Source organism: Legionella rubrilucens (genome assembly GCF_001468125.1).
GTDB lineage: Bacteria > Pseudomonadota > Gammaproteobacteria > Legionellales > Legionellaceae > Legionella_C > Legionella_C rubrilucens.
This window is the reverse complement of the sequence record NZ_LNYT01000003.1, coordinates 51,957-78,209: the sequence shown is the minus strand read 5'-3', so window position 1 is coordinate 78,209 and position 26,253 is coordinate 51,957. Positions and strand designations below refer to the sequence as shown.

Below are 26,253 nucleotides of genomic sequence, written 5' to 3'. Positions count from 1 at the left end.
CCTACAAAGTTTATCCTCCAATTGCAAGCCATTATGCCTCATACGACCGTTTAGCTCTTTTTTTTCTTTTTGATTTTTTTATTCTGGGCTATTTCATCGCTTAAAATCTGGTTGACAGTGTCAGCAGAGACTGGGCGGCTCAACAGGTACCCCTGGACCTCATCGCAATGCTGACCGGCTAAAAATTCCATTTGATTCTGCGTTTCCACCCCCTCTGCCAGTACCTTAAAGTTCAAGCTGCGAGCCATGGCAATGATGGCTTCAATAATGACCTCATCGCTACGGGATTTATTGATATTCTGGACAAACGATTGGTCGATTTTCAAACGGTCGAATGGAATTCGTTTTAAGTAATTCAGGCTGGAATTGCCTGTACCAAAGTCATCCAGAACTATTTTAACGCCCAGCTTTTTAAGCTGCTGAATCATGCGGTGAATTTCTGTGTGGGCAATGATCACGTTTTCAGTGATTTCGATTTCGATGTACTGCGGACCAATATGGTATTGTTTGAGCAGTCTGTTAACTGTTGATGCGAAATTGCTTTGCCTTAATTGTTGGGTTCCTACATTGACAGCCACCCGGATATTCGGTAACCCGCTCTCCTTCCAGGCATTAATCTGGCGGCAGACTTCCTCGATCACCCATTCGCCTATGGGTACAATTAACCCGGACTCCTCTGCAAAAGGAATGAAGTCTATGGGCAGCACTAATCCGCGTTTAGGGTGCTGCCAACGCAGCAGGGCTTCAACGGCCTGTAACTTTCGATCTTTAAGATTAAACTGCGGCTGATAAAGCAGAAAAAATTCTTTTCTCACCAGGGCATTGCGGAGATCTGTTTCCAGTTGCACCTGCTTTGATAATTGCTGATTCAATTTGCTGGTGTAAAACTTAAATTGCGAACCGCCTTTTTCCTTGGCTTCATACATGGCAATGTCTGCATTTTTTAACAGCGTGGTTGCTGTTTTGCCATTCGTGGGGTATACGCTAATGCCCATGCTGGCGACGATATTGATTTCACGATTGGCAATATGAAATGACCGATTAAAGGAGGTCAGGATTTTCTGAGCAATGGAGGCACTGTCTTCCGGGTTTTTTAAACCCGGTATCACGAGAACAAACTCATCGCCCCCCAGCCGCGCTAACGTGTCTTCAGAGCGGATAAGGGAAGACAGGCGTTTGGCAATGGACTTTAATAATTTATCACCAAACTCATGGCCAAGACTGTCATTAACCAGTTTGAAGCGATCGAGATCAATAAACAGAATGGCAAAAAACTTGTTGTAACGCCCGCCATTGGCGATGGCCTGTCGAATACGATCATCAAGCAGGATACGGTTAGGAAGACCCGTCAATGAATCATGCATTGCCTGGTGTTCCAGCTTCTGTTCCAGTAAGGCCCTGTCGGTGATGTCACGGAAACTCCAGACGCGTCCCACGGTTTCGGTATTAACACAGTGGGGCTGCGAATAGCATTCTATAATCCGGTTTTCCTTCACTTTGATAATTTTAAGACCAGTCCCTTCCCTATGCTCAACAAGGTGCTTATGCAGAGTCAGGTATTCACTCGGATTGTAGAGCATCCTGGCAATGTGATCGGTGACCTTGTTTTCTTCTTTTAATTCAACCAGGTTTTTCGGTATATTCCAGATTTTTAAGAACTGACTGTTGTAATCAATGATTTTACCGTGGAGGTCGACCACCATGATGCCATCAGTGGAGGATTCGATGGTTGCTCTTAACAGGGAGAGCGAGTGCTGCAGGGATTGGGTACGTTCGGAAACCAATTGATGCAATTGTTCTGTATGCACTCGGGATTCTTTGGCCAGAAGCCATTTGCGAGTCAAGGCACAGGCCAATTGACGAACAGCCACTTTATCGAATGGTTTTTTAAGCACCAGAAGATTATCGCTGATGCCGAGCTTCTGAACCGTCTCATCCCAGGTATAATCGGAATAAGCTGTACAAATCACCACCTGGATGTCTTTATCTACTTTCCAGATTTGTTTTATTGTTTCGAGACCATCCCAACCGGGGGGCATGCGGATATCCACAAAAGCCAGTGCATACTGTTTGCCTTCAGCCAGTGCCTTTTTGATTTTTTCAACGCCTTCCTGCCCCTGTTCGGAGGTGTCGATAATAAACTGAGGCAGTAAGGCATCTTTGTCCTGTTGATTGTTCTTTTCGTCGCCAAAAAGTTCCTGATCCAGTTCAGTGAATGATCGCGTACGGGTGTTATCCGTTAATACCTTGATAAAATCCTGATGGATGGCAGGATTGTCATCGATGATCATCAGGCGTAAGGCGATGTTATTCATTGAATATCGCTCCATCCTGTGCCTGCTTAATCGGCAGTGTCAAGATGAACTCGGCGCCTTTGCCGGGACCGTCACTGCGGGCAGCCAGAGAGCCGCCGATGTTTTGAGCGGCGATGGCGCTGCTGTGCAGACCAAACCCATGCCCATCCTTTTTGGTGGTAAAGCCAAAGGAAAATATGCGGTTGATGTTTTCCGGTAAAATACCATCGCCGTTGTCAATCACCCGGATCACGTAATTGTCCTGGTCCTTTTGAATGATTAGATCGACCCTTTTTTCCCGATCGTCTGGATTGCTGTAAACCGCTTCTTTGGCATTTTGAACCAGATTAATTAAAATCTGCAGCAATTTTGAGCGATCTGTCACCACATAGGCGCCGGGAATAAACTGTTTATGAATAGTCAGCGCCTTGTCTTTATGAGGATTAACCAACATCTGCAGGGTGGTTTCCAATTGTTCGGACAGGAGAACCCGTTCCTCCACGCCAGACACTCCGCCAAAGGTCTGCTGCATGGCAACAATGTCCTTGATGTGCTGCAAATTGTTTTCAATGCTTACCAGTTCTTCCTGATTACTCTCATTTTGTTTCTTAATCATGTCGCTGAGCGCAACTAAATAATCGGGGATTAATCGGCCTTTTTCATCCTCTGTCAAAAATTCACTCAGATGGTGCCGATTTTCCTCGATTAATGAGGTTATTTTTTTCAATTTTTCAAAATAGGGCTGCTCCATACTCTCTTTTAAGCTGCCCAGAGAAATGTTGAGGCTGTTTAAGACATTGCCAATGTTGTGCAGAATAAAGGTCGCAATCTCGGACATGCCGGCACGGCGTGCGCTGACTAATAATTTCTGGTTTAATTCTTTAATCTTGGCTTCTGCCTTTTTACTGCCGGTGATATCAATCAGCACGCCCGCCAGTTTCATTGGGTCCTCAAGGCAATGGGCTACGGTCCGAAACCAGCCGTATTGTCCTTCATTGTTGATAACCCGCATGTCATATTCGTAGTTGATGCGCTGATGAATGGCGCGGTCGACGAGTTCAAGCAGTTTATCGCGATCATCAGGATGAACGATCGCCATAAAATCATCACGGCTATTATGACCAACCGGCAAGGATGCCAGATTGTAAATTTCTTTAGACCAGGTCACATACTGCGTTTCATAGTCATAATGCCAGTAGCATAATTTGGCTATTTTTTGCGCATTCTCCAGGCGTTGATTCAACATCATCATCTCGCGCGAGGAGAGGTCCATGGAGCGTTCCAGCATGTAGCGCTCCATGTCGGCTTCCTGGTATGTTTTATTAATGCGGGAAAGAAATTCCTCCCAATGCTGAATGTCACTGGGCGGCACATCAACCTTGCACTCCGTGCGGTTCAGTTGACGATAGAGTAACTTATGCAGTTCCATTTCTTCCCCATTCAAGGCTTTATTTTTCCATAAAAGTGGTCAGCGTCATCGTTTGATTATGGAGTCGGCATTCACCGGAAGCCAATGGTGATAATTCCCCATAAGAATAAAACCCTACCTGGGTTGTGCCGTTAGGAAAAGCTTCAAAAGTCGACTCTGTTTCTTCTTCCGTGCGCTCACCAAGCAATAGCCGCCGGCCAACGCAACTGATACTGATAGTAACCACATGGTCTTTGTCTGTGGGTCGCTGTTCAAAAACACTGTTCTTTGCCATTTCGCCCGCTTCACTGGCGCTGTTAATCAGGCGGTCAAAATTGGCGCGCATCAATTGCGCGTAATGCCCAACCGGCATGTCGCCGGCAAAAATCAGGGCATTTTCCTTTTCATCGATTCCAAGAATGGTGCGCACCACCGGGGTGGCGTCTTTTTCCGAGTTGTCCCAGATGGCTAAAGGGAACAATAAGCCCGAGGCGGGCAGCTCGGCGGCACGGTCACCCAGGTATTCCTTATACAGGGACAAGGCCGGCTGGTTATCCAGTTCATAAAGAATATTTTGCTCAGAGCGCGTGATATGACGCGCGGGCCCAAAGATATCCCAACCGCCTTTGGACGCATGGGCAATGGTAATGTGTTCGCCATAAAAACCGACTGCTACGATGTGATCGGTGATGATTTCGCCATTAAAAATGGTCCAGGTATTTTTAAATGCGCTGCTGTCGCCTGCAAGTCCTCCCGAGATAAACATCCCCTTCCCTTGTGAATTCAGACCTTTAACCAAATCCGAACCATTAACCTTTAAACCATCGGACAAGACAAAAATGCTTTGTAAATCATCGCGCATCAGTTGTTCAGCAATGTGTTTTCCTGCTTCAAAGGATTCCTGGTTATTTTTGACTTCTGCCTTGGAAATCTTTATCGGGGTTTTTTCAAATTGAATGATGACCACCGAGAGGCTTTTGTCAAAAATACTGGGGCCGAAAATTTCACCCGCGGTGGAACACCCAATCATTTTGGCTTTTTTATAAAACGACGCCAATTCCTTGATGGGGGCTGGGTTGTTATAAAAATCCGGGGCGGCAAATACAATGATAAGGGACTGCTCAGAATCCAGTTCCGGGAAGCGATCGACACTCCATCCTTTGTCCTCAACGTACTGAAAGGCCTTGACTTCCATGCAGACTCCTTGGGCTATGTTGCTGTTTCCATAAGTATTTAAAGAATTATAGCCTAAATTTAAGACTGCTGAGGCAGGATAAAGGCCTTTATGCCTCCTTCCGCGAAAATGGACTTGCTTTTTTTCATAAAAAAGGTTTAATTGCCCCTTCCTTAATTGTTTGAAGAATTATCATGTTATCTAAATTTGGAATGTTTAAAGACTATGTGAGCGTTAATACGGTTAAAACGGGCTTAAATTCAGCCGCTTTACTTGCCTCCCTGTACCAGCTCTACTCTAATCCGCATGAACATACTGCGCTCTTTTTCTTTGATCTATGTACCCATGGGTTTACCCTGTTAAGTATGCGCGAGAATGCCACTGACCTGGAAAAAGGTGCCGCTTTACTTTTCAATGCAGGCCAGGAAACCAATCTAATTGGCTCACTGGTTACTGGCAACAAGGTACTGCCAATTCCTGTGAACCTAGCCGATCTCGGGGTCCATCTTTTAAACATTCTTACGGCTCCCTTGCCAAGCGACAATGAAGAAAATCACGAACAGGAAGTCACAGTCCAGGCTAAAATGAAATAACGTCGGATTGACCTTCATGGGCTGCACACCGTGCAGCCCGATGCTGCTGACTCAAGACTTTTCTGTCATTTTTTCTGCAACAAAACGCCCAACCAGTTGTGAAATGAAAATAGCCATGTAAGCCTGACCACAAAAAGCTTCCATCCAGGTCAAGGTCTGCATGACGGGCTTGGTGGCTAAAATATCTCCAAACCCAACGGTAGTCAGGGTACTGAACGAATAGTAAATGGCCCGCACTTCTTCATGGGGCCGTAAACCGGACAGTGACTGATTGTCCAGTACATAAATCATCAGATAGAGGTAGGCGAAGGCTAAACCGATAAAAACATAGGAAGACAGTGATCCAAACAGGGTTGTGATATTAATGGACTCGTCCTTAAGGGTCAGGCGTAAGCAGGCCACCGTCATCAACACGAAAAAAATCATGGCGAGAAAGGATTTGAATGCCTCGATGGGCAGTTGCGACCCCCAGACATTAATAATCATCTGGCTTGCAACCTGCAATATGCCGAGCACTGTGAGCCAGAATAATAAGCGATGCTCCTGTTCGCCTATCACCACGAGGCTGGTGACAATGAGAATAACCAGAACAAAATCAGTCAGGCGCCACAAATCCACCTGCGCTTCCACGGCTTTGGTCAGGCAAAAGAGCAGTAAAACAAAAAACAGAAATAAAAACCTGAGTTTTCTTAAAAGCGTGAACATACCCTAATAAACCCTACTTGAGATACTCCTGTTTTGACATATTTATCGGGGATTGACAACTACTGAGTCAGCGACTTTTCAAACGACGGTAATTTACCTTCTAAACCAAATTCCAAAAGAATCGCTGCTTTATTCGTTTCTAACTCAAGCTCAATGGCCTGAAGCTTGGACTTGTCACTGCCAGCCAGCAGAATTTGCTGTAGCAGGCTTTCACTTTTGGTGGTCTTCACCTCGAACGTCCGGGATTTTTTTATAAACTGCCGCATGTTATCCGACAAACTATCCAACGGCGAATTTAAGCCCTGATGCAGGCCTGCAACCGCGTTAATTAACAATTGCACTTTCACTGTCTTTTCAATATGAGTCGACAAAGCAGGGGTCAACTTCGTCGGTGTATTAAAAAACGAATTGGTGTGATGATTCAATTCTGCATTGCCGGGATATTTCATCATCTCCGTATAAAATTCCCATAACGCCTGGTTATCCTCAATATGGAAGGCAGTTAAGCAGATGGATGCGGCAATCAGACGAGACGTATTGACATCGTTCTTTGGCAAAGCGGTAAGCAATAAGGCATTGATGGCCTTAAGCCTGCTGAGGTCATTGTCCTTTTCCAGAATAATCTGATGAATAGCCGCCATGATTTGCATCACGGTCTGGTCGTCTATTCCTTTACAATCCACTATTCTGGTGTAGATGAGGCCTGCAAGCTGATTAACCACTGGGGAATAATGGTTTACATAAGCAGCCAGCCGGGTCATCAAATCATGGGAAAACAGAGCGGCGATACCTGACGGCTCCCTGCTCTCGAGGTCAGCAATGGCCTTGTCGAGCAGCTTGTCTCCTTTGGCAATGACATTGTACTTAATGCTCTCGGTAAGCGACTGCTGTTTAATATCTTTTAAGGTTTTAGGGTTGTCTTTTTTACTAATCGGCACCCCGATTTGTTGCCCTGACAATTTCCTTAGCAAATGCTTGCTTTGTGTCAGGCGGAAAATAGGCGCTAACGGAGGACTGACGTCATTCCGACCTAAGGTTTTAAAAGCAGGCTCACCCACCATGGTTTTTAAATGATGAAATACATTGGTTCTGGATAAAAAAGATAAATGATCCGCCATAAAAATACCGCAACTGACAAAATCCATCTGGATCATGTTTCCCACTTTTTCTTTTGGGGTGCGTTCAAAGGGGGACTCAGGCACACTCACATAATACATGTAGGACGCATGCAATACTTTAGCCTTGTCGAGAAGAATGATGTAATTACGAAAGAATCGCAGGGCGCGCTTATCCATCACCGCGTCAAGATTAAAACAGGAAATGCCTTTTGAAGTGATCACGTGATCGACTGCAGTCCAGTGGCCATCAAGCAGCACAGCCAATTGAAAACGGAGCCCGGGAGGCAGTTTGTCCACGTTTGCTTCAAGAAACTGAACTAACCTGAAAAGATCCTCATTTTTATCGGCCGCCATTTTTCCGCTTTCATCTTCCTGGTATTCAATCACCTGATAATAGAAGGGTAATTTTTTTCGCCCCCGCTTCTCTGCTTTAAGTCCCAAAATCACCCTCATGACTTCCGCAGACCACACGATGCCTGTGATATCATAATGGTGCTTGTGTAAATTGTTTTTCGTCGCCACAATTGCCTGAATTAACTCTTTTTGTGATGGCGTTGTTATCTCTTGCTTGCTTTCCATAAGGGTTGGCAGGACGCGTTGACTTGTATTTATTATACATTCTAGTATTTATTTGCCACTTTTGTTTTAAATAAAACCATTTGTGCGTGCTGTTTATCCTCTTGGAATAACCATGAGCATCACTTTGCCCTAAAAAGCATCAAAAACCCGATGATGGTAAGCATCGTTCCAGAAATGCCACTCCAGGCAAGTGCTGTTATAAAATGCCTTGAGCATTGCCGTTTTGACCGCTTCCGTGGCTTGATCGCCCAGCGCATCAAAAATCGCGATTGCCTTATCAACAGCCTGGCTGAATTCTTCGCTGGAGTAAGTTTCTATCCAACGGTAAAAGGGATTATCGCCACAAGCATCCCGGGCAATGGAACACCCGGTTTCGCGATAAACCCAAAAACAGGGTAATACCGCCGCTACGGCGACCTCAACCGGCAAAAGGCTGCAGATTTGCAAAAGATAACTGGTATAGCTTAAAGTTGCCGGAGTGACCAAGCCTGTGTCGCTAAAGGCATATTCCTTTTTAAAATAACAGTGCACCAACTCCTGTTCGGCAACAAAAACAGACTCTGCAAACCCCAGAAATTCGCGAACATAAGCCGGGGTAATCTTCGCGGCGATCATTGCATGGCAGCGAGCAAAATCCTTGAGATACAAACTATCCTGCTCAAGATAAAAAGCGAAGGTGGACGACGCCAGAGTCCCTTTTGCCAGGGCCTGATTAAATGGATGCTTAAGAATTTTTTGAATCACGGGTGTGGTCGTTTGCCAGGCTTTTTCAGACAGTTTCATTAAAAAATTCTCCATTCAGGGCATATAAATGATCAACGGGGCCAACCCCCTGGCCAATTGACAGACCAGCCGAGGCTGCAATAGCGCCGGATAAATAGGCCTTGGCCTGCAGGCAGGCCTCATAAGGCAGCCTCCCTTTGGCAAGACCTGCCGCAATGGCAGCTGACAAGGTACAGCCTGTACCATGCGTATTTTTCGATAGGATACGGGGACTGTGCAGCCATTGCGAAGCGCCTTGCTGATCAAGAAAAAAATCCAGGCAATCATCCTGTTGCAAATGACCGCCTTTGATGAGCACCGTATCCACGCCCAATTGTTGAATCAAGGCGGCCACTGACGGCATATCGGACGCACTGTTCACTTCCATGCCAGTCAATCGGGCCGCTTCAGGCAGGTTGGGGGTAATGACGTCCACGACAGGAATCAGATGCTCTTTTAAGGCCTTGACTGCTTCCTGCTGCAATAACGGATCCCCGCTTTTGGCCACCATCACCGGATCAAGCACAATGGGGATACCCGTTGCCTGTTTCCTCAGGAAATCGGCCACCAACTCAATGATTTCGCCGGAGAAAAGCATGCCGATTTTAACGCTGTGCGGCCGAATGTCCTCAAAAATGGCCTGCAACTGCTCCTCAATGCACGGAAGGGGAATGGCATAGCAGGATTTGACCCCGCAGGTGTTTTGCACAGGCAGGGCTGTCAGTACCGTCATGCCATAACAGCCAAAGGCGGCAAAGGTTTTTAAATCCGCCTGAATACCGGCACCGCCAGAACCATCAAAACCGGCAATTGACAAGGTGTTATAGCGCATCATCCAGCTCCTCAAATGGCATTTGATAAAGGGCATCAATGAACGCGCTCTGAAAGCTGGCCGGACCACTGGCTGAACGATGAGCTGACTGGCCGCATAGCCCGACATAGGCTGTACCCGCAGCGGCGGCTTCATAAAAAGGCGTTTCCATCGCGGCAAAGGCCGCAATGATGGCGGTCAGGGCACACCCCATTCCCGTGACCAAAGGCATCAGCGGCGAACCATAGGACAAATGGCAACATTGGCGGCCATCCGTAATAAAATCCACGGGGCCGCTGACAACGACAATCGCCGATGTCTGCTGTGATAGAGTCAATGCAGCAGTCAATGCCGCCTCCACCGGATGAAGCGTTTCCACTCCCTTGCTGATGCCTTTATCTGCCGTCAAAGCAATAATTTCACTGGCGTTACCGCGAATAATGGCGGCTTGGGGTGAAAGTTGCCGGGCTGTCAACGTCCTGATTTGACTGGCTCCCGCCCCCACGGGATCGAGTATGATGGGTTTCTGGTGAATGGCGGCAAGGCGGCAAGCCTTGTCAATCCGCTCAATAAACTGTCTGTCCAAGGTACCAATATTGACATAGAGAGCCCGTGATATGGTAATCAGTGCCTCAAGCTCGTCATCTGCCTGTGACATGATCGGTGCAGCCCCCAGCGCCAGCAGGCTGTTGGCTACGAAGTTCATGGTCACTGCATTCGTTAAACAGAGCACCAAAGGCTTCTCCGCGCGCAAGCGCTTAAGCCGGGTATCCAGTTGATAAAGCATAATCATTCCTTAACGTTGTAATGCACGAAGTGTCTGAATTGCCAGAACAGGGTCAGGCGCATCATGAATGGCCCCGATAACAGCGGCGCCTTGCGCACCGGCTTGCATAACGGCATTCAAATTGCCGGCATGGATGCCGCCGATACCGATGAGGGGATGCCGGGATCGCCTAGCCAGCCGATGCAGGCCCTCAATACCCCAATGCCGGCGAACATTGGTTTTATTGCTCGTTGGAAAAACCGCGCTCGCGGCCACATAGTCAACGTCAACCTGATTGGCTTTCACCAGATCAGCCATGGACTCCAGGGAGAGGCCCAGGATCCGGTGATTACCCAGTCGCTTTCGGGCTTTTTTGGGACAGCCGTCGTCAGTGCCCAGATGAACCCCGTCCGCATTGACAGCTAAGGCCAGATCGACATGATCATTGATGATTAGAGGAATGTGTAAGGGTAACAGCAATTGTTTCAGTTTGACGGCAAAATGAAAAAGAAACGCCGCGGAGGCCTCTTTCTCACGCAGTTGTACGGAGGTGACGCCGGCTCTGGCGCATTTTTCTACAAAACGGAGGTAGTCATCCAGAGCACACTCCTGCCGATGGGTCACCAGCATCAACTGGTAATATGGCACTGTCATTCAATCCTCCTGGTTTAAATGCTCTTTAAGCAAACAAAGAGGAATGGCAGACAAGACCCATGGCAGAGGGCTTCATCTTCACACTCCCTCCGCAGGCATTATCCAGAGCAGGTTATAAGGGTTAAGTCTCAGCTTTGTCAGGACAAAGCACCCCTGGTGAAAAACGGTTCATGATAAGAGATCCGTTATTTTTGTCAATGAGGAAGACGTTGTACTGGGGAAATTGACAACCATGAGCGCGCACTCCCTCCGGAGTGCGCGGTTAGACGTATTGGCTACAAACCTAATCGAGCGCCATACACCTGATACAACAGCAACAGGCCAATCAGGAGATAAATCACTGTAATCACTATGATGGCCACAGGACGACGTTGCCACCATTGCCCCATGCGAAGGGAAACATCCGGGAAAGCCATGCGTAAAATTCCGGTGATGAGGGTCAGCCAGCCAATCAGGGTGATAATGACAGGCCAGCTCATAACCCAAACATTATGGCTTATGACTAACAGCAAACCAATCACCAGGCTCACCAGTCCCATAAAGAACAACAGTGCGCGCTGCCCCAGAATGTCCGAAACGATTCCTGCCACCAGACGTTGGCGCAAAAGGACAATCAGACTGACAATCACCAGATACCAACCGATGACTGCGGCTAAAAAATACGTGGATGTCATGGTCGTTCTCCAAATTATTCTATATTAAAATTATAGTAAATTTTATGACCATGCTGTTGATTATCAATGCCATTTTGACTATAAACCACCAAAATACGTCTGGTATAAACTCAGATAGCGACTATCGCGATCAATTTGTTTAATTTGAGTATTAATTTGCTGGATTAATGCGGCATTTTTTGCCGAGGCAATGATCGCTATTCCATCGCCGACCGGCATCGCTTTACCCAGGGTCTTAAATTGCCCGCCGCCATTCTGTACCCAGTATGCCGCCGTAGACTGATGAAAAAAAACCGCAGCCACCTCGCCGTGTTTCAGTGCCTCAATCAGATCTTCCATGTCATTGTAAAATTCAATGCTGAATTGGCCGTCAAATTTGTCCTTAAGGTATCGGTAAAAAACGCCTCCGTCTTCTGCCCCGCGAATCACACCAACCTTGTTGTCTGCCAATTGGGCGATGGTATCCATCGTGCTGTCGCTTTTTATTAAAAATTGTCCTGCACTGACCATGTAGGGAAGGCTGTAGATGAGGTTATCACTGTTGTTGGAATAAATGGTAATGCCGCCAATGGCAATATCAATTGTCCCCTGCTTTAATGCAGGGAATAATTCATGGTAATCCATGGGAATAATTTCACAATCCTGTCTTAACTTCTCACAGAGAATGCGCATAATATCCAAATCAAACCCGCTATTGGCCGCAGTCACGAAAGGAGGATAGAAATAGACAGTCCCCACTTTTAAATTGGCTTGAACCGGTAAAATCCAGACCAGCATCCACATGCCAAACAGCCATTGCATCCATGATTTCATTACACTCCCCCCAACACATCATCCAGCAGGTCCAGGTATTTTCTGTCGACCTGATACTCTTTGTGCAGATATTTATGAATAAACAACGTCAAGGCTGAGGATTTGGAAGGCGGCGCGCCGTTGGCCTGTAATTCCCTGGCTAACGCCACAGCCGCTGTCAGTACCGCCATTTCTTCCACCACGGGGCCAATCAGCAGGGTTTGCTCATCCATGGGCAGTGCTTTCAGACGGCGGGTATCCTCCATTAACCCTTTGAGGCTTAAGCCAAACAAGGCGTTACCCACGTCACCCAGCGGGGTGAGTAACTGCGCTAAGTGAGTAAACAGAATGTCATCCACATTCAGTTTATGGATATCTTTTAAAATCTGCATCCACAGCGTAAAGTGGGTTCCTTCCCAGTTCTCACACACAAGACAGTCCCGCAGCAGCCTTGGCAGTGAGGAAAAGGTTTCTATGGTGCCATTGCCAGCCAGAATATCCAGGCAGTGATGAATGTTTTCTACCGATCGCTTGGCAGTAAAATATTTATTGAGATTCGCAAGCGTCCGAAGCAGCAACTCGTCCTTTTTATCCACATGATCTGACGCATCGAGCTCATCCTGACAACGTACCATATGGAAAACACTGGCCAGCATTGCCGTGTTTTCGGCCTGGATATGAGCCAGCGTTTCCTTAACCAGCGGATAATGAATCAGGGGATTGCCGAAAGCCTCACGATTACAGGCATAATAATAAGCGGTCTGGCAGGCCCGCCTCGCCATGCCGAGCACGGAGAAGGCATTAAAAATACGGGATACATGCAGGACGTTCTCCATCACCAGATGAATGCCCTGCTGCACTTCACCCATGGGGTAAGCGATAGCCTGCTCAAAATCAATTTCCCCCGTAGCCATGGAGCGGGTACCGATTTTCTGTTTGAGGCGTCGAATACGGTAGTGATTGAGACGGCCGTCCGGCAGGCGTTGCGGCACCAGAAACAGACCCAGACCTTTCGTACCCGGAATGGCGTCATCATAACGCGCGGTTAATAAAATCAAATCGGCATTGGCATTGGAACAAAACCATTTTTCGCCATCAATCCGCCATTGATTTTCTTCATCCTGAAAGGCTCTGCAGGCATTGGCACCGACATCGGAGCCGCCTTGAATCTCGGTAAGAAACTGCGCACCGGTAAAATTGTCAGAAAAAGAAGGAAGGCTTAATTTTTTAAGATAATCAGCCGTTGCAGGCAAGCCGTCCTGTTGATTTAACACGCGGATAACCCCGGCGGAACAGGCAATGGGGCAATGATGCCCTGCTTCCCCCGCATGAGAGGATAATAAAAAGAGGCTTAGGGTTTTAAGCATCTGACCCGGTTGCAGCAGGTCAGCCATCAGGCCGGAACCGTAAATGATATTTCCCGCTTCCACATAGGAAGGGTGATGAAGCACCCGATCGGCGCGTTCACCAAAGGCATTGTAGTGTTCAACGGCAGGCAGGTTATCGTCTTTATTGTTCTCCATCACCACCGTTTCAAGCGCAGGAATACGATGGGCATAATCCTTAACTCGCTGAATGAATTCAGGATCCTCGGGAAAATAACATTGATAGGTGTGCATGAGAGCCGATTCAGGCCGCAGCAAATTATCCTTCAATTGAGTTTCCCAGTGATGAAACTGCGCCCTGGCATCCTGGTAATCCCTTACCTCGCTCATCCAACCTCCTGACTGGTTACTATTCCCTGCATCAAACGCTGCGGTTCCTTCTCTAAAAAGATTTACTCTATTCTGAATCCCGCTGCAACCTTTAACCCTGTAAAATTTGCAAACGGACACTGTCCGGCGCCAGCCGTTCAGCGATTCGAATAGCTGACACAATAGCATCTTCATGGGAACCGATGTCATTCATCCACATGCCGGCAAACCAGAGATTGTACTGTCCCTGTTCGGCCTGCGCCGCTTTTTGCGCCGCAAAAAAATCCTTGTCGGTGTAGGGATGCTGGTATTTAATCAGGGCATAAAGATTTTTAGGCAATGCACTGCCTTTATCACCTGGCGCACGAATATCATGGGTGACCCAGCTTTTGAAAACCGGGGTCTTGCTCTTCCATTTTTTGTAAATGGTCATGGCGGAATTCATGCCGTTATAACGGACATTGGCTACCCGCCAGTCCTTTTCTTTTGGCGGCATGAAGCGTTTGTCGCCATGAATGGCAATCTGGGTGTCGTAATACCGGACCCTGGCTAAGGTTTTCATCAAGGACTCACGCTCGGGCAAAGACGTCATCAGCTGAGCCGCTGTGTTGGCATTGGTGGCGAAAACCAGGTGATCGAATTCACGGCGTGTGCCGTTTTCTTCCTCAATGACATACGCTCCCTGCTCAAACGTAATCCGGGCAATGCGGCTGTTTAATTGAATGCGGCTCTTCTTAAGATCCCGACTCAGGCGCGTCACATAACTGGACAAACCGGTCTCCACCTCGAACCATTCGTTGCTGCTGTTATCATAGCTGGTAACCATGTATTGCAGCACGCTGAAGGCAGAGAACTGCCGTATTTCATCGCTGGTCACGCCCCAGCCGGCGGCTAAAAAAGGATATAAAAAAGTGTCTTTAAACACATCAGTGATGTGGATATTATCGGCCAGGGCCTCAAGGGTTAATGTGCTGTCTTTTTCTTCGATGACATGATGGCCGACATCAAGCACCACCTTGAGATTCATGATTTTCCTGAGATTAGCAGGGGTCAGCGACTGCCATTCCACCTGACCGTCGTGGTAAGGCGGCAGGATGATTAACTCACTGCCGTCGGTGTCGTAATAGGTCGTCACCAGCGTAAACGGCTTGACAGGAATTTTATAAAAATTCAATAAGCGCATGAAATGCGGATAAGCAAACCGATTAAAAAATTCAGCCCCCGCTTCCACCACGATTTTTTTACCGTCGACCTCCACATTAATGGAGTTGGCATGCCCACCCAGGCGATCCTGAGACTCATAAAGGGTAATCTCGTGATCCTGCTCAAGCAGCCAGGCACTGACTACCCCGGCCGCCCCGCCCCCGACGATGGCTATCCTGTCGGCCCACACCGCATTGTGCAAGGAAAAGAAAAAAAGAATACAGGGGATAATGAATTTTGACATGAGCGCTCCTTGCAGTATCGGGAATAAAAAGGCGGCCTAGCATACTAATCCCTGCCATGCTGGCTGTCAATTTTAGCCACTGCCTGCAAACGACCCCATAAACGCGCCTTGATTGATGGCCAGTCACTAGCCAACAGGCTGAAAACCACGGTATCCGTGACCAATCCCTGGTGATGAATCATGTGTTGGCGTAAAACACCCTCCTCCGTTGCTCCCAGTTTTTTTAAATTATTGCAGGAGCGTTTGTTACGCGGATCGGCGGCAATTTGTATGCGGTTAAACCGCCATTGCTCAAATGCGTGAGCAAACATCAACGCCAAGACTTCGTGATTGATGCGTCCCCCCCAGAGTGCAGGCGTCAACCAGCCGTAGCCAATCTCAAGACGCCGATGCTCAGGGACAATATCGTAATAGCTGTAGCTGCCCAGTACCAGGCGGTCTTTCAAGCGGCGAATCACATAGGTGAGTTGCGTTTGTGCAGCCTGTTTAGTGAGGGTGTCTAAAAACCATTGCTCAAAAAAATCGCCCTGGGCTTTCATCGGCATGTAAGTCCAGATCCGTTCATCATCTGCTGCGCACCGCAACGCCTCGCAATGGGCAGGCAGAAGCGGTTCAAGGCAGAGCGTATCCCCCTGGAGGAGGGGTAAGGGCAAAGTATCCATTACATTCACGATTGCATTTTAAGGAGCCTTTAAGCTTAGCATTAGTAATGGCAAACGGGTATCAGCGGGCTAAAGTGCGCAGGCTTGAGGCCTGCGGCTAGTACACTAATGCTTTTGAGTCTTCCAGGACCTCTTCTGCCTGCGGATAAGCGTCATTAAGAATATTGACCGTGTTTTTTAATTGCTGCACATTCACATGTTCCGTGTACCCGCCTTCCAGCTGCCAGTAAACACGGCAAAGCACATCAGGGTATTGTTTGATCAGGTCGACGATTTTTTGAGTGAAATAAAGCAAATCCTCGTCGCTGAAACGCCGGCTGTGGCTCTCTTTTGATCCCAGCGTATAGTCCTGATTGATTTCCTTACCGCAGGGAGCCTCCTCTTTTTCGTGCGAATCCCAGCCGGTCGGCAGAAAAAGCATGATTTTTTCTTTCTTTTTCGCGGCATTGCCCAACAGGCGATCCAATTCTTCCAAAGCGTAGTGCAAGGCAGCATGACATCCCCGGCGTTGCCGTGAGCAGGAGGCTAAATCCACACTGTGGTAGCACTTATTCCCTTTTTGCCATACCCAGTCTTTCTCTTCAATCGGCGCCCCCATGCGTTCCCGCAACACCGACTCATCCTGCCAGGGGTAAACCCGGGAGTCATGAATGTCAATGTGGGTAAACGCCTGCGTTGTGGTCTCTGCCATTAACACACTGTTTAACCCATCATCCCGGTTAATATCCGTGCCAATGACCACCGCATGAAAAGGAACGTCAGCCGTTAATTCCTCATAAGCCATGACCACGGCCAATTTATTTAAGAGACAAAAACCCGCCCCCCGCTCACGGTAGGCATGATGAGTCGGCAAGCCCAGACAAAAGTTAAATTGCTGACGCTGCTCAAGCGTGGTCAGGAGCTCATGAATGAGCACTTCAAACGTTAAATGGCCGCAGAGAATATCGGTATCGATTTCTTTTACCTTACCGGGTGCCAATGCGGCACAGGTTTCGATTAACGACAGCAGGTAATCCTTATCATGCACCTTGAGCAGAGCCTTAAGCACCGGATTATCATCCGCAATGGCCTCAAAAGCCGCCTTAGCCAACTTGGCATTCCTGCTGCGAATGGCCTGGCATAACACGCGCCAGGGCAGGCGATCAATCCAGTGGTGGCTGAAGGGTGACATCGTTTCCGTAATCTGCTGGGGCTTAAGTTGCGTCTTAAGGGTTTTAACCAATTTAAGCAAACGGGCGAGTTGATCCTGCTTGCCCCCCGCATACATGCCGCGCATGGCAAGGAGTTCATCGTAGGCAGGAACCTGATAGACAATCGCAGGCGGCAAGTCTTTTTTTACCAGTTGCAATTCAATGACCTGCTGAGTCAACTGCTCCATGGTTTTAATTTGCCGAAGAAGAGTGTATTGGGAGTCATTATCGAGGCCGGTAAAAAAAGAGGACGATTTGATTTCATCAAGGTGTTGGCTGCACGCTTTTAAGCCTTGTAAAAAAGCAGGGTTGTGATCCCTGAATCGATAAGCCCACTGACTCAGACGCTGCTTTTCATCCAACACCGCATTGGTTTTGAATTGGTAAAGTAATTCCTCAAATTTCATGGCCGATCCTTTAAGGCTTAATCAATTTACTTTGCACTACCCGAGCTGGAGAAGCAAGCTGACTCAGAGGGGTTTTAACGCTTTGCTTTGATTGGCCAGGACGGCAAAAACGCTTCGACCCTCATTTTTGTAAATTAATTGATCAAAACAATAATTGGCCGCGTAGGCTATGCCGCGGCCGCTTCGGGCATCCGACAAATTTTTATTCATATGGAGGTAGGGCTTGTAATCAAAGCCCAGGCCCGGATCGGTGATGTTGATGAAGGTGCCCTCTTCCTTTTTATAAATAGACAACTCAATGTGCTTGCCTTTAAATGCCGGGTCACGCAGGCGGCGGTTTAACTCGGCAAAATAGTGCCTGTCAGCAATGAGCTGGTGTTTCAAATCAAACCCCAACTGATAGACGCCATGCTCAAACGCGTTCAGCAGCAATTCATAAACTCCCCGGCGAAGTTGCGGCGTATTCGAAGAGGCCATGGCGATTGCTTTGGACAAAGGAACCACCTGACGAATATGATTTAAAACAAATTTCCCCGTGTTCAGGGTATTAATAAAATCCAAAACCTGAGCTTTATGACTCTGTTGCTGCTGTTGAAGCGTCGTTAAGCAACCGCTGAAAAAATCCGGTGACAGAGGCGGCTTAAGCACAGTCAGGTTGCGGCTGTGCTTTTTAGCGATAGCGTCCTTGTTGTCGGTAATGACAACCACCGCGGCATCAGACGCCATCATTAAGTACTTCAGGTGATAGGAAATGTCGAGAGAGCCAGGCATTAAAACAATCAGGTCATGATTAATCAGGCGCAACCTGTGCCATCTTAAATCATCAAAGCCGGCGTAATGCGAATTGACCAGAAATGACTTGTCGATAAACTCAAGATGCTCCCTGTCATTCGTGTTGTCGGTTACAATTAACATGATTATCGCTCCACAAGCCCGCTGTCCATTGAACGGTAAATGGGCTTTAGCAGGTATTCGAGTATCGTGCGCTCGCCCGTAATAATTTCCGCCTTAATCAGCATGCCTGGCATCAGGTACTTTTTCTCATTCTTGACCATCACATAATTCTGTTTCAAGCGGACTTTTCCTTCATAATAAGGTTCGGAACTCTCCTTGTCGTCGTTTAATGTCCCTGCGGAAATATGGTAGAGGTCGCCTTTAATCAGGCCGTATTTGATGTAGTCATAGGCGCTGACTTTAATCCATACCGGATCCCCCAGTTTGACATGGCCAATATCGTTTGGACTGATGTGCAAGGTGGCAATTAACGGGGTATTGAGCGGCACAATTTCAAACAATTTTTTATTGGGGTAAATGGATTCCCCCACCTCATTGACATACCGTGCATTGATAATCCCGGCCACCGGCGCGCGCAAATGCCGGCGATTGGATTTTTGTTTCAGTTTTTTAATGAGCTCATTATTCTCATTAATTTCTTCCTCAATTTGTTCGTATTGATGGTTGAGGGTATTTTTGCGGTTGGCATCATAGGAATTCAGTTTAAAACGGAACTCCTGGACGGACTTTTCAAGCTTTTCTATCTCAAGCCCCATGGCGGTAAACTCACGGTTTAAAGCCAGAATACGCTGTTCTTCTTCAAGCATTTTCAATTTCGAGGCATGGCCTTCATTGGCTAGCGTTTTATACATAGCCATAATTTTCGTCGCAATTTCAATTTCTTTAGCGCGGTATTGGCGATTGGAACGCAGGGTTTTCAAATTGATTTCCTGCTGGTTTAATTGCTTGGTCAGAATAATTTTCTCGGAATTAGCCGCTTTGAGCATGTCCCGGTAAATCGCTATCTGCTCCTCAATCAACTGATGGTCTTTGGTGTATTGGTCAAACTGCGGCGCCTCGCCGTTCAGCGCACTCTTCAGACGCTCTTTTTGAAATTTAAGCATCAGGTTCTTACTCTCCACCCGCGCCACATCCTCCTTAACCCCTATGCCATCCAGGGTCAGCAGAATCTGCCCCTCGTTCACGGCTTCCCCTTCCTTGACCAGAATTTTCGTCACCACCCCGCCGTCGAAATGCTGAAGAGTAATGATGTTTTTCTGCGGCTGGATTTCACCCTTGGCAATGGCCGCCTCCTTAATGGAGGTTACCGAGGCAATGGCAATAAAGCCCAAGAGAACCACCATAAAAATAAGCGACATGGTTTTAATGAGACTGGGGTTGAACAACTCATGGTTTTTGGATGTTTGATAAAGAAAAATGTCGTTTTCTTTTTTTAAAACCAATGGCGCTCTGGTTTTATCCTGTCTGATTTTATGGGTCACCATGATGTTCCGACGGTCCGATCCGCCCCTAAAATGCCGGTAGAGGCGAGCAAAGGGCTTGCGTATCGCCTTCATCCACTCCCTCATTCGTCCTTCGTTGCGTTTGTTCATGGCAATCATTTACTTTTAAGTGTAATGGTATGATCCGCCAGGCGGCGAATCTGGTCATCGTCAGTCACCATGACGATGGTTTGTTCATGGCGCCACTGCTGCAAATCCGTTAAAAATTTATGCCAGGTCTTAGCCGAGAATGAGTCCTTGTTTAAGCCATCAATCAGCTTGATGGCGGCATCGCTGGCGTACAGTTTCACCATCGCCATGTATTTAAGCCACTTTTTCGATAAATGACTGAGGTTATCGGCACTGATGTAAGTATTTAAACCCTCTGCCAGTTTGCTGACTTCATCCGTCATAAACAGCGAAGCAAACAATTCATCCACATCCTCCCGGGTCAAATACGGATTAACCATTTGAATGTTCTCATAAAGGGTGCCCTGAATGATGTTCTCCGATTGGTGAATATAACAAATCTGATTCCTCAGCGAATGGATGTTTAATTGATTAATCTCGTAATCATCAATCAGAACCTTGCCAATATTCGGTTTGATAAATCCGGTAATCAATTTCAGCAGAGTGGATTTCCCAGAACCGCTTTCCCCGGTAATCGCTATCAACTGACGAAGCCGGATATCCATCGAAAAATTTTTTAACACAAACTGTTTATTGGCATTATAAAACACGCCAATGTTCGCAAGCCGGATCCCTTTTTTGATTTCGATGGTTTTTTTAAGACCGCTGTGGGCATCGTACTCATCGGGAAGATCAAGAAAATTATCAATCTGCTGGATAGTCCGGTACAGTTTTTCGGAACGAACCATCGTCGATGATGCCACCTGAATGGGTGAAAAAATACGCCAGGAAAGAAAAACAGTAGCTAATAAAATATCCACGGTGATTTGGTTGGACCACACCAGGTAAATGCCTGTACACAAGGTAATAAGAATCCCCATGTTGGTAATCCATTTTCCATAATTGTCGACAAAATTACTGGCCAATTCAGCCTTGAGATTGTAATACGTGGCCTGTTCTGACAGGGCATTGAGTTTTCGCGTGTAATAGCGCTCCAGGCCCTGATAATGCAGGGTATTCAATTTGTCCAGATAAATGGCGGTGAGGTAGTATTTCTCGGTGTTAATCAAGGTATTCTTTTTGATTCTTGCAGCCAGAATACGATGAAAAAACACAAGGCAAATGGCCAAGAGAAGGAAACCGGCGGCAAAGATTATCGTAAACAGATAATGCAGGTAACTGATTAGAATAATCATCAGCACAATGGCTGGTAACTCAAGCAGCGTTGAAAAAATAGGCCCCGTGAAAAAATCGCGCACGGAGGAAAACGAACGGATACGCGCTATCTGTGAAGGCAGAGAGAGTTTTTCAATAATCGGCAGCGGCAACTGATTTAATTTATTCAGCACTTCATTGGTAACGATGTAGTCAACACGGCTACCCAGCCAGGACAGCACGCCCGCGCGAAAATAGCGCAGTAGCTGCTCGCATAACAACAAGCAAATCACACTGACAGTGACCACCATCAGGTTTGAGGTATCATGCGATACAATCACCCGATTGTAGGTGTAAATAAGATAAAGCGGCATCACTAGTGAGAACAGGTGAAGCACAATGGACATGAGAACCAGCTTGCCAATCACATAGCGAAAGCGGGCCAACAAAGCCACGAACCAGGATCGCCCCAGGAATTTAAGCACACCCCGACTTAAATCAAACCGCTCTTCTGCAAAGGGTTCGAAGGTATAAACCAGATACGTTTTGTCAATCGATAAACCGTCAAATGCCGTGTAGGAATCACTAAACGGATCGTAGCAAATGGTTGTCTCGTTTTCACGGAACAACACCCGGACATGATTATCGATATCAGATCCTTTGATTAACAGGCACGGGAACGTTACTTTTTCAAGCGTACTGCATCCCCGGGACTGCCGGCTCACATAACCCAATTGGGACAGACCATTGGTGATATTAATGATATTGGGCTTGTCGATTTGATGCGGAATCGATTTTAAAATGGTATTGGAATCATGGATGAGGGTTGGATTTAATTTAATGGTCAGTAAAATATAGGCATTTAAATAAATCTCAAAGTCAATGTTTTTAAAGGGATAGCTTAAGCTTGACAGGTTGGACAGCCCCCTCATTATCTTTTCTTTTAATTTAAGCAGTGCGTCTTTATTCATAACTGCCCACCTTTCATTTCTCGATGTCCAGCGAGTAATAGCGGCACGCGTCGAGTCGATAACAGTAATCAGCAAGATTCACGAGATTATAATCATTGGAAATAATGAGTATGGCGGAATGTTCACGGATGGTTTTTAAAAATTTAAACAGCGTCTGATAAAGCTGCTCATCCACGTATTCGTCGTCTGTATCGACAATAACCACCTTTGGTCTGAAAATGTAGCTGCGCACCAACAGAATCTTGACGCGAAGGCTTAAAGGTAATTCCTGCAGCGTCGTGGCGTTTAACACCGTCTGAAAACCATACTCCAGTTGCAGGATATCCTGCTTAATATGAAATAGCTGGCAAAGTGCTTCAATTTCTTCATCGGCAATGTCCCGCCCACCGGTGATGTTTTCCAAAATCGTGCCATTGATGAAATGTTCTTCCATGGTGATATAACCCATCGTGCTGTAAAATTGTTCACTGTTCAATTGATACAGAGGATTGCCCAGTACACGGACATCGCCGCTATCGGGCTTAATGGCGCCGGTCAGCAGTTTCTTTAAGATGGCTCGCTGATGACTGTTTATCTTGGTTATCGCGGCACATTGACCTGTTTTCAATTGGATAGTTAAGCCATTAATTGCGAGCTTGCTGGTTTTATAGTTTTCTCTGACCGTGACTTTTTCAATGTCCAGCGCATAAGCATAGCGTCTGCGCAAATGGCTTTTAAGGTAAGCACGCGTATTCTGATTATAAAAATCAAGCAGTTTCTCATTGGAACTTAAGTACGTGGCGACTCGAAACCAGAGCGTTAGCATTTCGCGGATGGGATTGGTCAGCCGACCGGCGATAATGACGGTGGCGATTAAGGTTCCAAACGTCAGGTAACCGGTTATGACCTGCGATGCGCCAATGACTAAGGTCGCAACAATCAGTATCTGGGTGGTAAAAGTCGAAAAATTATACAAAGAGGACAAGCTGATGGACAACTTGTAGGTGTTAACCACGGCTTTCCGCTCAATGATGTCCTGTTTTTGCAGTAGCAGGGATTCATTGGCATGCATTTTGGCAATAAAAATGGAACGTAAAAAATTAATGATCCCGGCCAATCGTTTTTCGTCGGAACCTGACCGGTTGTTATGCTGCCTGATAATGGATAGATTCATGTGGATGGCAATCAGGGTAAACACCAGCAATACCCCAAGAATTACCAGGCTCAAGCGAACGGATAACAGCGCAATCACGGCTAAAAACAGCGCTAAAAATAAAATATCCACTAAGGCGACATAGAGCTGACGGTAAATAAAATCATTGGTTTTGGATAACTCGTTAATAATCTCGCTTTTTTGAGCTAAGGTTAAATAGACTAATTTTTCAGGTTTAATGCGGGCAAATTGTTGAATGGCTTTGATGAACTCCACATGCTTGTTTTTGTTGGCATAATAAGAAATCAGGTTGCTGCGCAGCAGGCGGAATAAAAACTCAAGCCCAATAAAGAGGAAAGCCCCAAGAGTGAGAATGAAAAAAGTTGAAAAATTCTGATTGGTAATGATGCGATCGTAGGCCTGCAGGGTGTAAACAGGGAGCGCTAACGCACAGACGTTGATGCTTGTCGATAACGCAATCAACAGTCCGTTTTCCCTCATTTTATGAAATAACACGCTGGTTGAAAAATGAATGACACCCATTCTTTTTCCTTGCAACGATTCCAATTTCAACTTACGCGGTATTTCTACCAAGTTGGGCTAGTACTCCTGTTACCCAAAAAGCCCGCCATGGTTATCCAATCCCAGATGGTCAACCACATCGTTCACCTGGCCTACCGTGGCATCCACATTCATGTCCACCTCATTAATGACGGCATCCGGGCCGTCATTTGCCGCCTCAAGCGTCGAGGCAATGGCATCATAAATCGCATCACTGCCGCCATCCGCGTCCGCCGTGATTGGCTGCGTTGCCGTACTGCTCTCAACCGGCTCATCATTAGCCGCCAGCGTGGTTTCAAACAGGTTAATGATTTGATTGACTTCCTGCCCCACGTCATCCACCAGATTTTCGGAACTCACAGCGCTGCCTTCCGCCTCATTAATCAAGGGGACATCGTTAACCAGGCCGTCGTCACTGCCGCCTGCGAGCCCATCAAGCACCCCCCCCGTGAATTCACTGCTGGCTGTATCCAGATCAAGGCCATCAACGCCAGGTAAGTTATCGGCTGTTTCGCTGATATCTTCAATAAGGGGATTGACGAGAGAGTCGGAATCGTCGCCCCCAAGGACAGAATCGAGAGAATCAAGCAGTCCGCCTTCCTCACTTGAAAGCGCACCACCCAAGCCGTCAGCAAGTTCCTGCGTCACCTCATCCAATAGCCCGCCGCCCTCTTCCCCGCCAAGAATCGTACCCACATCATCCAGCAAATCATCCCCGCCGCCCTGCAGGACATTGCCGGCATTGTCGACAACCTCAGCAAGCCCCTCCTCGGTGTTAATGACTTCCTCGCCATTCAGATTCAGGACATCATCGATTAAAGACCCCTCATCACCGAAGAGCTCGAGGGAATTATCAAGAACATTGTCATCGCTGAGCAGGGAGGTTCCTAGATCCTGAACCCCATTCGTGTCATTGGTAATATTTAAATCATTCAGATCGATCACGCCATGATCATTTAATCCGAGATCAATCTGATCAAAGGGTAACTCGGGCACGACGGCATCCAGAACGGAATCCACGGCGCTAATCACAGGAATGTGGGCGGTTATGCCATCCATCTGTCCAAGCACATCGCCTACGGTCTCGTGAACACTGGTGACAATCGGATTGTTGTCAATGAGACCCGTGTCGATGTTGATGTTTAAAAAGTCGCTGGTCAACTCAAAAACCGCATGACGGATAAGGCTGTCGTTCAACAGGGAGTAAGTATTGGCAAGATTGGATAAATCGAATTGATTGAGCAGATCGCTGTTTAAGCCGAGATCAATATCCAGGTTAAATTCAATTTTACCCAGCAAATCGCCCAGAATTTCGGTGGTGATGCTGCCTATCACCTGCGTGGTGTTGGTCAGGGTCTCAAATAACGAGTGGGTGGTGTTATTCACCACATTAAACACGTCGCCCGTCACATCCCTTAAGGTATCGCCAAGGTGATTAACCACATTCTCAACATGGTTTAACGCCGTATCACCCAGTTGGGTCACATTGACTAAGGTGTTATCAATGAGGTTGGTGGTGGAATCAATCAGGGTATTAACCTGATTGACCGTATTATTCAGGGTATTATTAATCAGCGTGTTCGTCGAATCGATGACATTATTCACCACGGTGGTATCGACCACGTGAAGGTCTGTGTGAACATCGCCTTCTACCGTGGTGTTGTGATGGTTCTCAACGGTCGTGGAATGATTCTCGACGTGCGTAGTCTGATTGTCTATCGTGGTATGGCTTGAATTACCGCCGCTTCGCTCACCGCCCGCATTGGCTGCTGCCCGTTCAACTGCCTGGCCGTTCACGCCCGCTGACCCGCCGCCGGCATGGCCTGGTGCAGAAGGATCGAAGGCGTCTTCCCCCCCGCCCATGGGTTTGATGGCTTCTGCATTTACCCCCAGCAAGGCCGCCGTGCTGGTTGCCGCGCTGACCACATTCTGGGTCGGGTTGGAATTATCCAGAGGCTGATCGGCATTACCGCCCTCCCCGCTTTCATCTCCTGCATGGACCATGCTGTTGACAACACCCGGCGCAAGGTTCGTCTGCTCAAGCGAATACTGATCCTGAGCCAGATTAAAGGACGGGTTCTGTGCGGAACTTAAACGGCTCGATTCATAGGTTGTTGATTGAGACGCGGTTGCATCGTTGGCATTTAACTCGAATTGATCCATCAAGTAGAGTTTGGAGTTCAATGCGCTGTATTGACCACCCGTTTCCGAGTAGTTAATGTCGCTCATACTGGCATTCATAGGAAAAACTCCCGCACTGTACAGCTGGGCATTAATTGAAGCTCATTAAAATCGACTG

General features: G+C 47.2%; 21 protein-coding genes and 1 riboswitch. Of the genes, 1 reads left to right on the top strand and 20 read right to left on the bottom strand.

Annotated elements, in window-relative coordinates; all coding sequences use genetic code 11:
• Positions 1-50: 50 nt before the first annotated feature.
• The 3 genes from Lrub_RS00935 to Lrub_RS00925 are packed head-to-tail and all read right to left on the bottom strand — an operon-like array spanning position 51 to position 4,897.
• Positions 51-2,315, bottom strand: a complete 2,265-nt coding sequence (locus Lrub_RS00935) for an EAL domain-containing protein (protein ID WP_058530329.1) — start codon at positions 2,313-2,315, stop codon at positions 51-53.
• The gene (locus Lrub_RS00930) at positions 2,308-3,723 is read right to left on the bottom strand and encodes a sensor histidine kinase (protein ID WP_058530328.1); all 1,416 of its coding nucleotides are present in this window, start codon (positions 3,721-3,723) and stop codon (positions 2,308-2,310) included. Before Lrub_RS00930 ends, Lrub_RS00935 begins: the two co-directional genes overlap by 8 nt.
• A gap of 19 nt (positions 3,724-3,742) precedes the next feature.
• Positions 3,743-4,897 (bottom strand): FIST signal transduction protein, encoded by a 1,155-nt coding sequence (locus tag Lrub_RS00925; protein ID WP_058530327.1) that lies wholly within the window; start codon positions 4,895-4,897, stop codon positions 3,743-3,745.
• 173 nt (positions 4,898-5,070) lie between these two features.
• Here Lrub_RS00925 and Lrub_RS00920 point away from each other — a divergent pair, with 173 nt between their 5' ends.
• Positions 5,071-5,469, top strand: a complete 399-nt coding sequence (locus Lrub_RS00920; protein ID WP_058530326.1) for a hypothetical protein — start codon at positions 5,071-5,073, stop codon at positions 5,467-5,469.
• A gap of 51 nt (positions 5,470-5,520) precedes the next feature.
• Here the strand turns inward: Lrub_RS00920 and Lrub_RS00915 are convergent, their stop codons facing one another.
• The 17 genes from Lrub_RS00915 to Lrub_RS00835 form a co-directional block, all read right to left on the bottom strand.
• Entirely contained in the window at positions 5,521-6,174 is a 654-nt protein-coding gene (locus tag Lrub_RS00915; protein WP_058530325.1) for an ion channel, read from the bottom strand.
• Between the two features lie 59 nt (positions 6,175-6,233).
• Positions 6,234-7,871 carry a hypothetical protein gene (locus Lrub_RS00910; protein WP_058530324.1) on the bottom strand — a complete coding sequence of 546 codons (1,638 nt, stop codon included), beginning with the start codon at positions 7,869-7,871 and terminating at the stop codon, positions 6,234-6,236.
• A 129-nt stretch (positions 7,872-8,000) separates the two neighbouring features.
• Positions 8,001-8,654, bottom strand: a complete 654-nt coding sequence (locus tag Lrub_RS00905; protein ID WP_058530323.1) for a TenA family protein — start codon at positions 8,652-8,654, stop codon at positions 8,001-8,003.
• Positions 8,641-9,468: a bifunctional hydroxymethylpyrimidine kinase/phosphomethylpyrimidine kinase gene (gene thiD, locus Lrub_RS00900; protein ID WP_337589119.1), complete on the bottom strand. Its 828-nt coding sequence runs from the start codon at positions 9,466-9,468 to the stop codon at positions 8,641-8,643. The genes Lrub_RS00905 and thiD overlap by 14 nt, the downstream gene beginning before the upstream one ends.
• Entirely contained in the window at positions 9,455-10,231 is a 777-nt protein-coding gene (gene thiM / locus Lrub_RS00895; RefSeq protein ID WP_058530321.1) for a hydroxyethylthiazole kinase, read from the bottom strand. Before thiM ends, thiD begins: the two co-directional genes overlap by 14 nt.
• A gap of 9 nt (positions 10,232-10,240) precedes the next feature.
• Complete coding sequence (gene thiE, locus Lrub_RS00890; protein ID WP_058530320.1) at positions 10,241-10,864, bottom strand: thiamine phosphate synthase; 624 nt, start codon at positions 10,862-10,864, stop codon at positions 10,241-10,243.
• 66 nt (positions 10,865-10,930) lie between these two features.
• Positions 10,931-11,029, bottom strand: a riboswitch (TPP riboswitch).
• 110 nt (positions 11,030-11,139) lie between these two features.
• On the bottom strand, positions 11,140-11,538 hold the full coding sequence (locus Lrub_RS00885; RefSeq protein ID WP_058530319.1) for a hypothetical protein: 399 nt from the start codon (positions 11,536-11,538) through the stop codon (positions 11,140-11,142).
• Between the two features lie 78 nt (positions 11,539-11,616).
• Positions 11,617-12,351 (bottom strand): transporter substrate-binding domain-containing protein, encoded by a 735-nt coding sequence (locus Lrub_RS00880; RefSeq protein ID WP_082651400.1) that lies wholly within the window; start codon positions 12,349-12,351, stop codon positions 11,617-11,619.
• Positions 12,351-14,045 carry an acyl-CoA dehydrogenase family protein gene (locus Lrub_RS00875; protein WP_058530317.1) on the bottom strand — a complete coding sequence of 565 codons (1,695 nt, stop codon included), beginning with the start codon at positions 14,043-14,045 and terminating at the stop codon, positions 12,351-12,353. The genes Lrub_RS00880 and Lrub_RS00875 overlap by 1 nt, the downstream gene beginning before the upstream one ends.
• Positions 14,046-14,136: 91 nt before the next feature.
• A complete protein-coding gene (locus Lrub_RS00870) occupies positions 14,137-15,471 on the bottom strand; it encodes an FAD-dependent oxidoreductase (RefSeq protein WP_058530316.1) in 1,335 nt (444 codons plus the stop codon).
• Between the two features lie 44 nt (positions 15,472-15,515).
• Positions 15,516-16,133, bottom strand: coding sequence for a GNAT family N-acetyltransferase (locus tag Lrub_RS00865; RefSeq protein ID WP_058530315.1), 618 nt, complete (start codon positions 16,131-16,133; stop codon positions 15,516-15,518).
• Between the two features lie 97 nt (positions 16,134-16,230).
• On the bottom strand, positions 16,231-17,730 hold the full coding sequence (locus tag Lrub_RS00860; RefSeq protein ID WP_058530314.1) for a hypothetical protein: 1,500 nt from the start codon (positions 17,728-17,730) through the stop codon (positions 16,231-16,233).
• 63 nt (positions 17,731-17,793) lie between these two features.
• Positions 17,794-18,645, bottom strand: a complete 852-nt coding sequence (locus tag Lrub_RS00855; protein WP_058530313.1) for a hypothetical protein — start codon at positions 18,643-18,645, stop codon at positions 17,794-17,796.
• Positions 18,646-18,647: 2 nt separating this feature from the next.
• A complete protein-coding gene (locus tag Lrub_RS00850; RefSeq protein WP_162263119.1) occupies positions 18,648-20,117 on the bottom strand; it encodes an HlyD family type I secretion periplasmic adaptor subunit in 1,470 nt (489 codons plus the stop codon).
• Between the two features lie 5 nt (positions 20,118-20,122).
• On the bottom strand, positions 20,123-22,261 hold the full coding sequence (locus Lrub_RS00845) for an ATP-binding cassette domain-containing protein (RefSeq protein ID WP_058530311.1): 2,139 nt from the start codon (positions 22,259-22,261) through the stop codon (positions 20,123-20,125).
• A gap of 13 nt (positions 22,262-22,274) precedes the next feature.
• Positions 22,275-23,936, bottom strand: coding sequence for an ATP-binding cassette domain-containing protein (locus Lrub_RS00840; protein WP_058530310.1), 1,662 nt, complete (start codon positions 23,934-23,936; stop codon positions 22,275-22,277).
• 69 nt (positions 23,937-24,005) lie between these two features.
• Positions 24,006-26,195, bottom strand: a complete 2,190-nt coding sequence (locus Lrub_RS00835; RefSeq protein WP_133134062.1) for an autotransporter outer membrane beta-barrel domain-containing protein — start codon at positions 26,193-26,195, stop codon at positions 24,006-24,008.
• Positions 26,196-26,253: the final 58 nt, after the last annotated feature.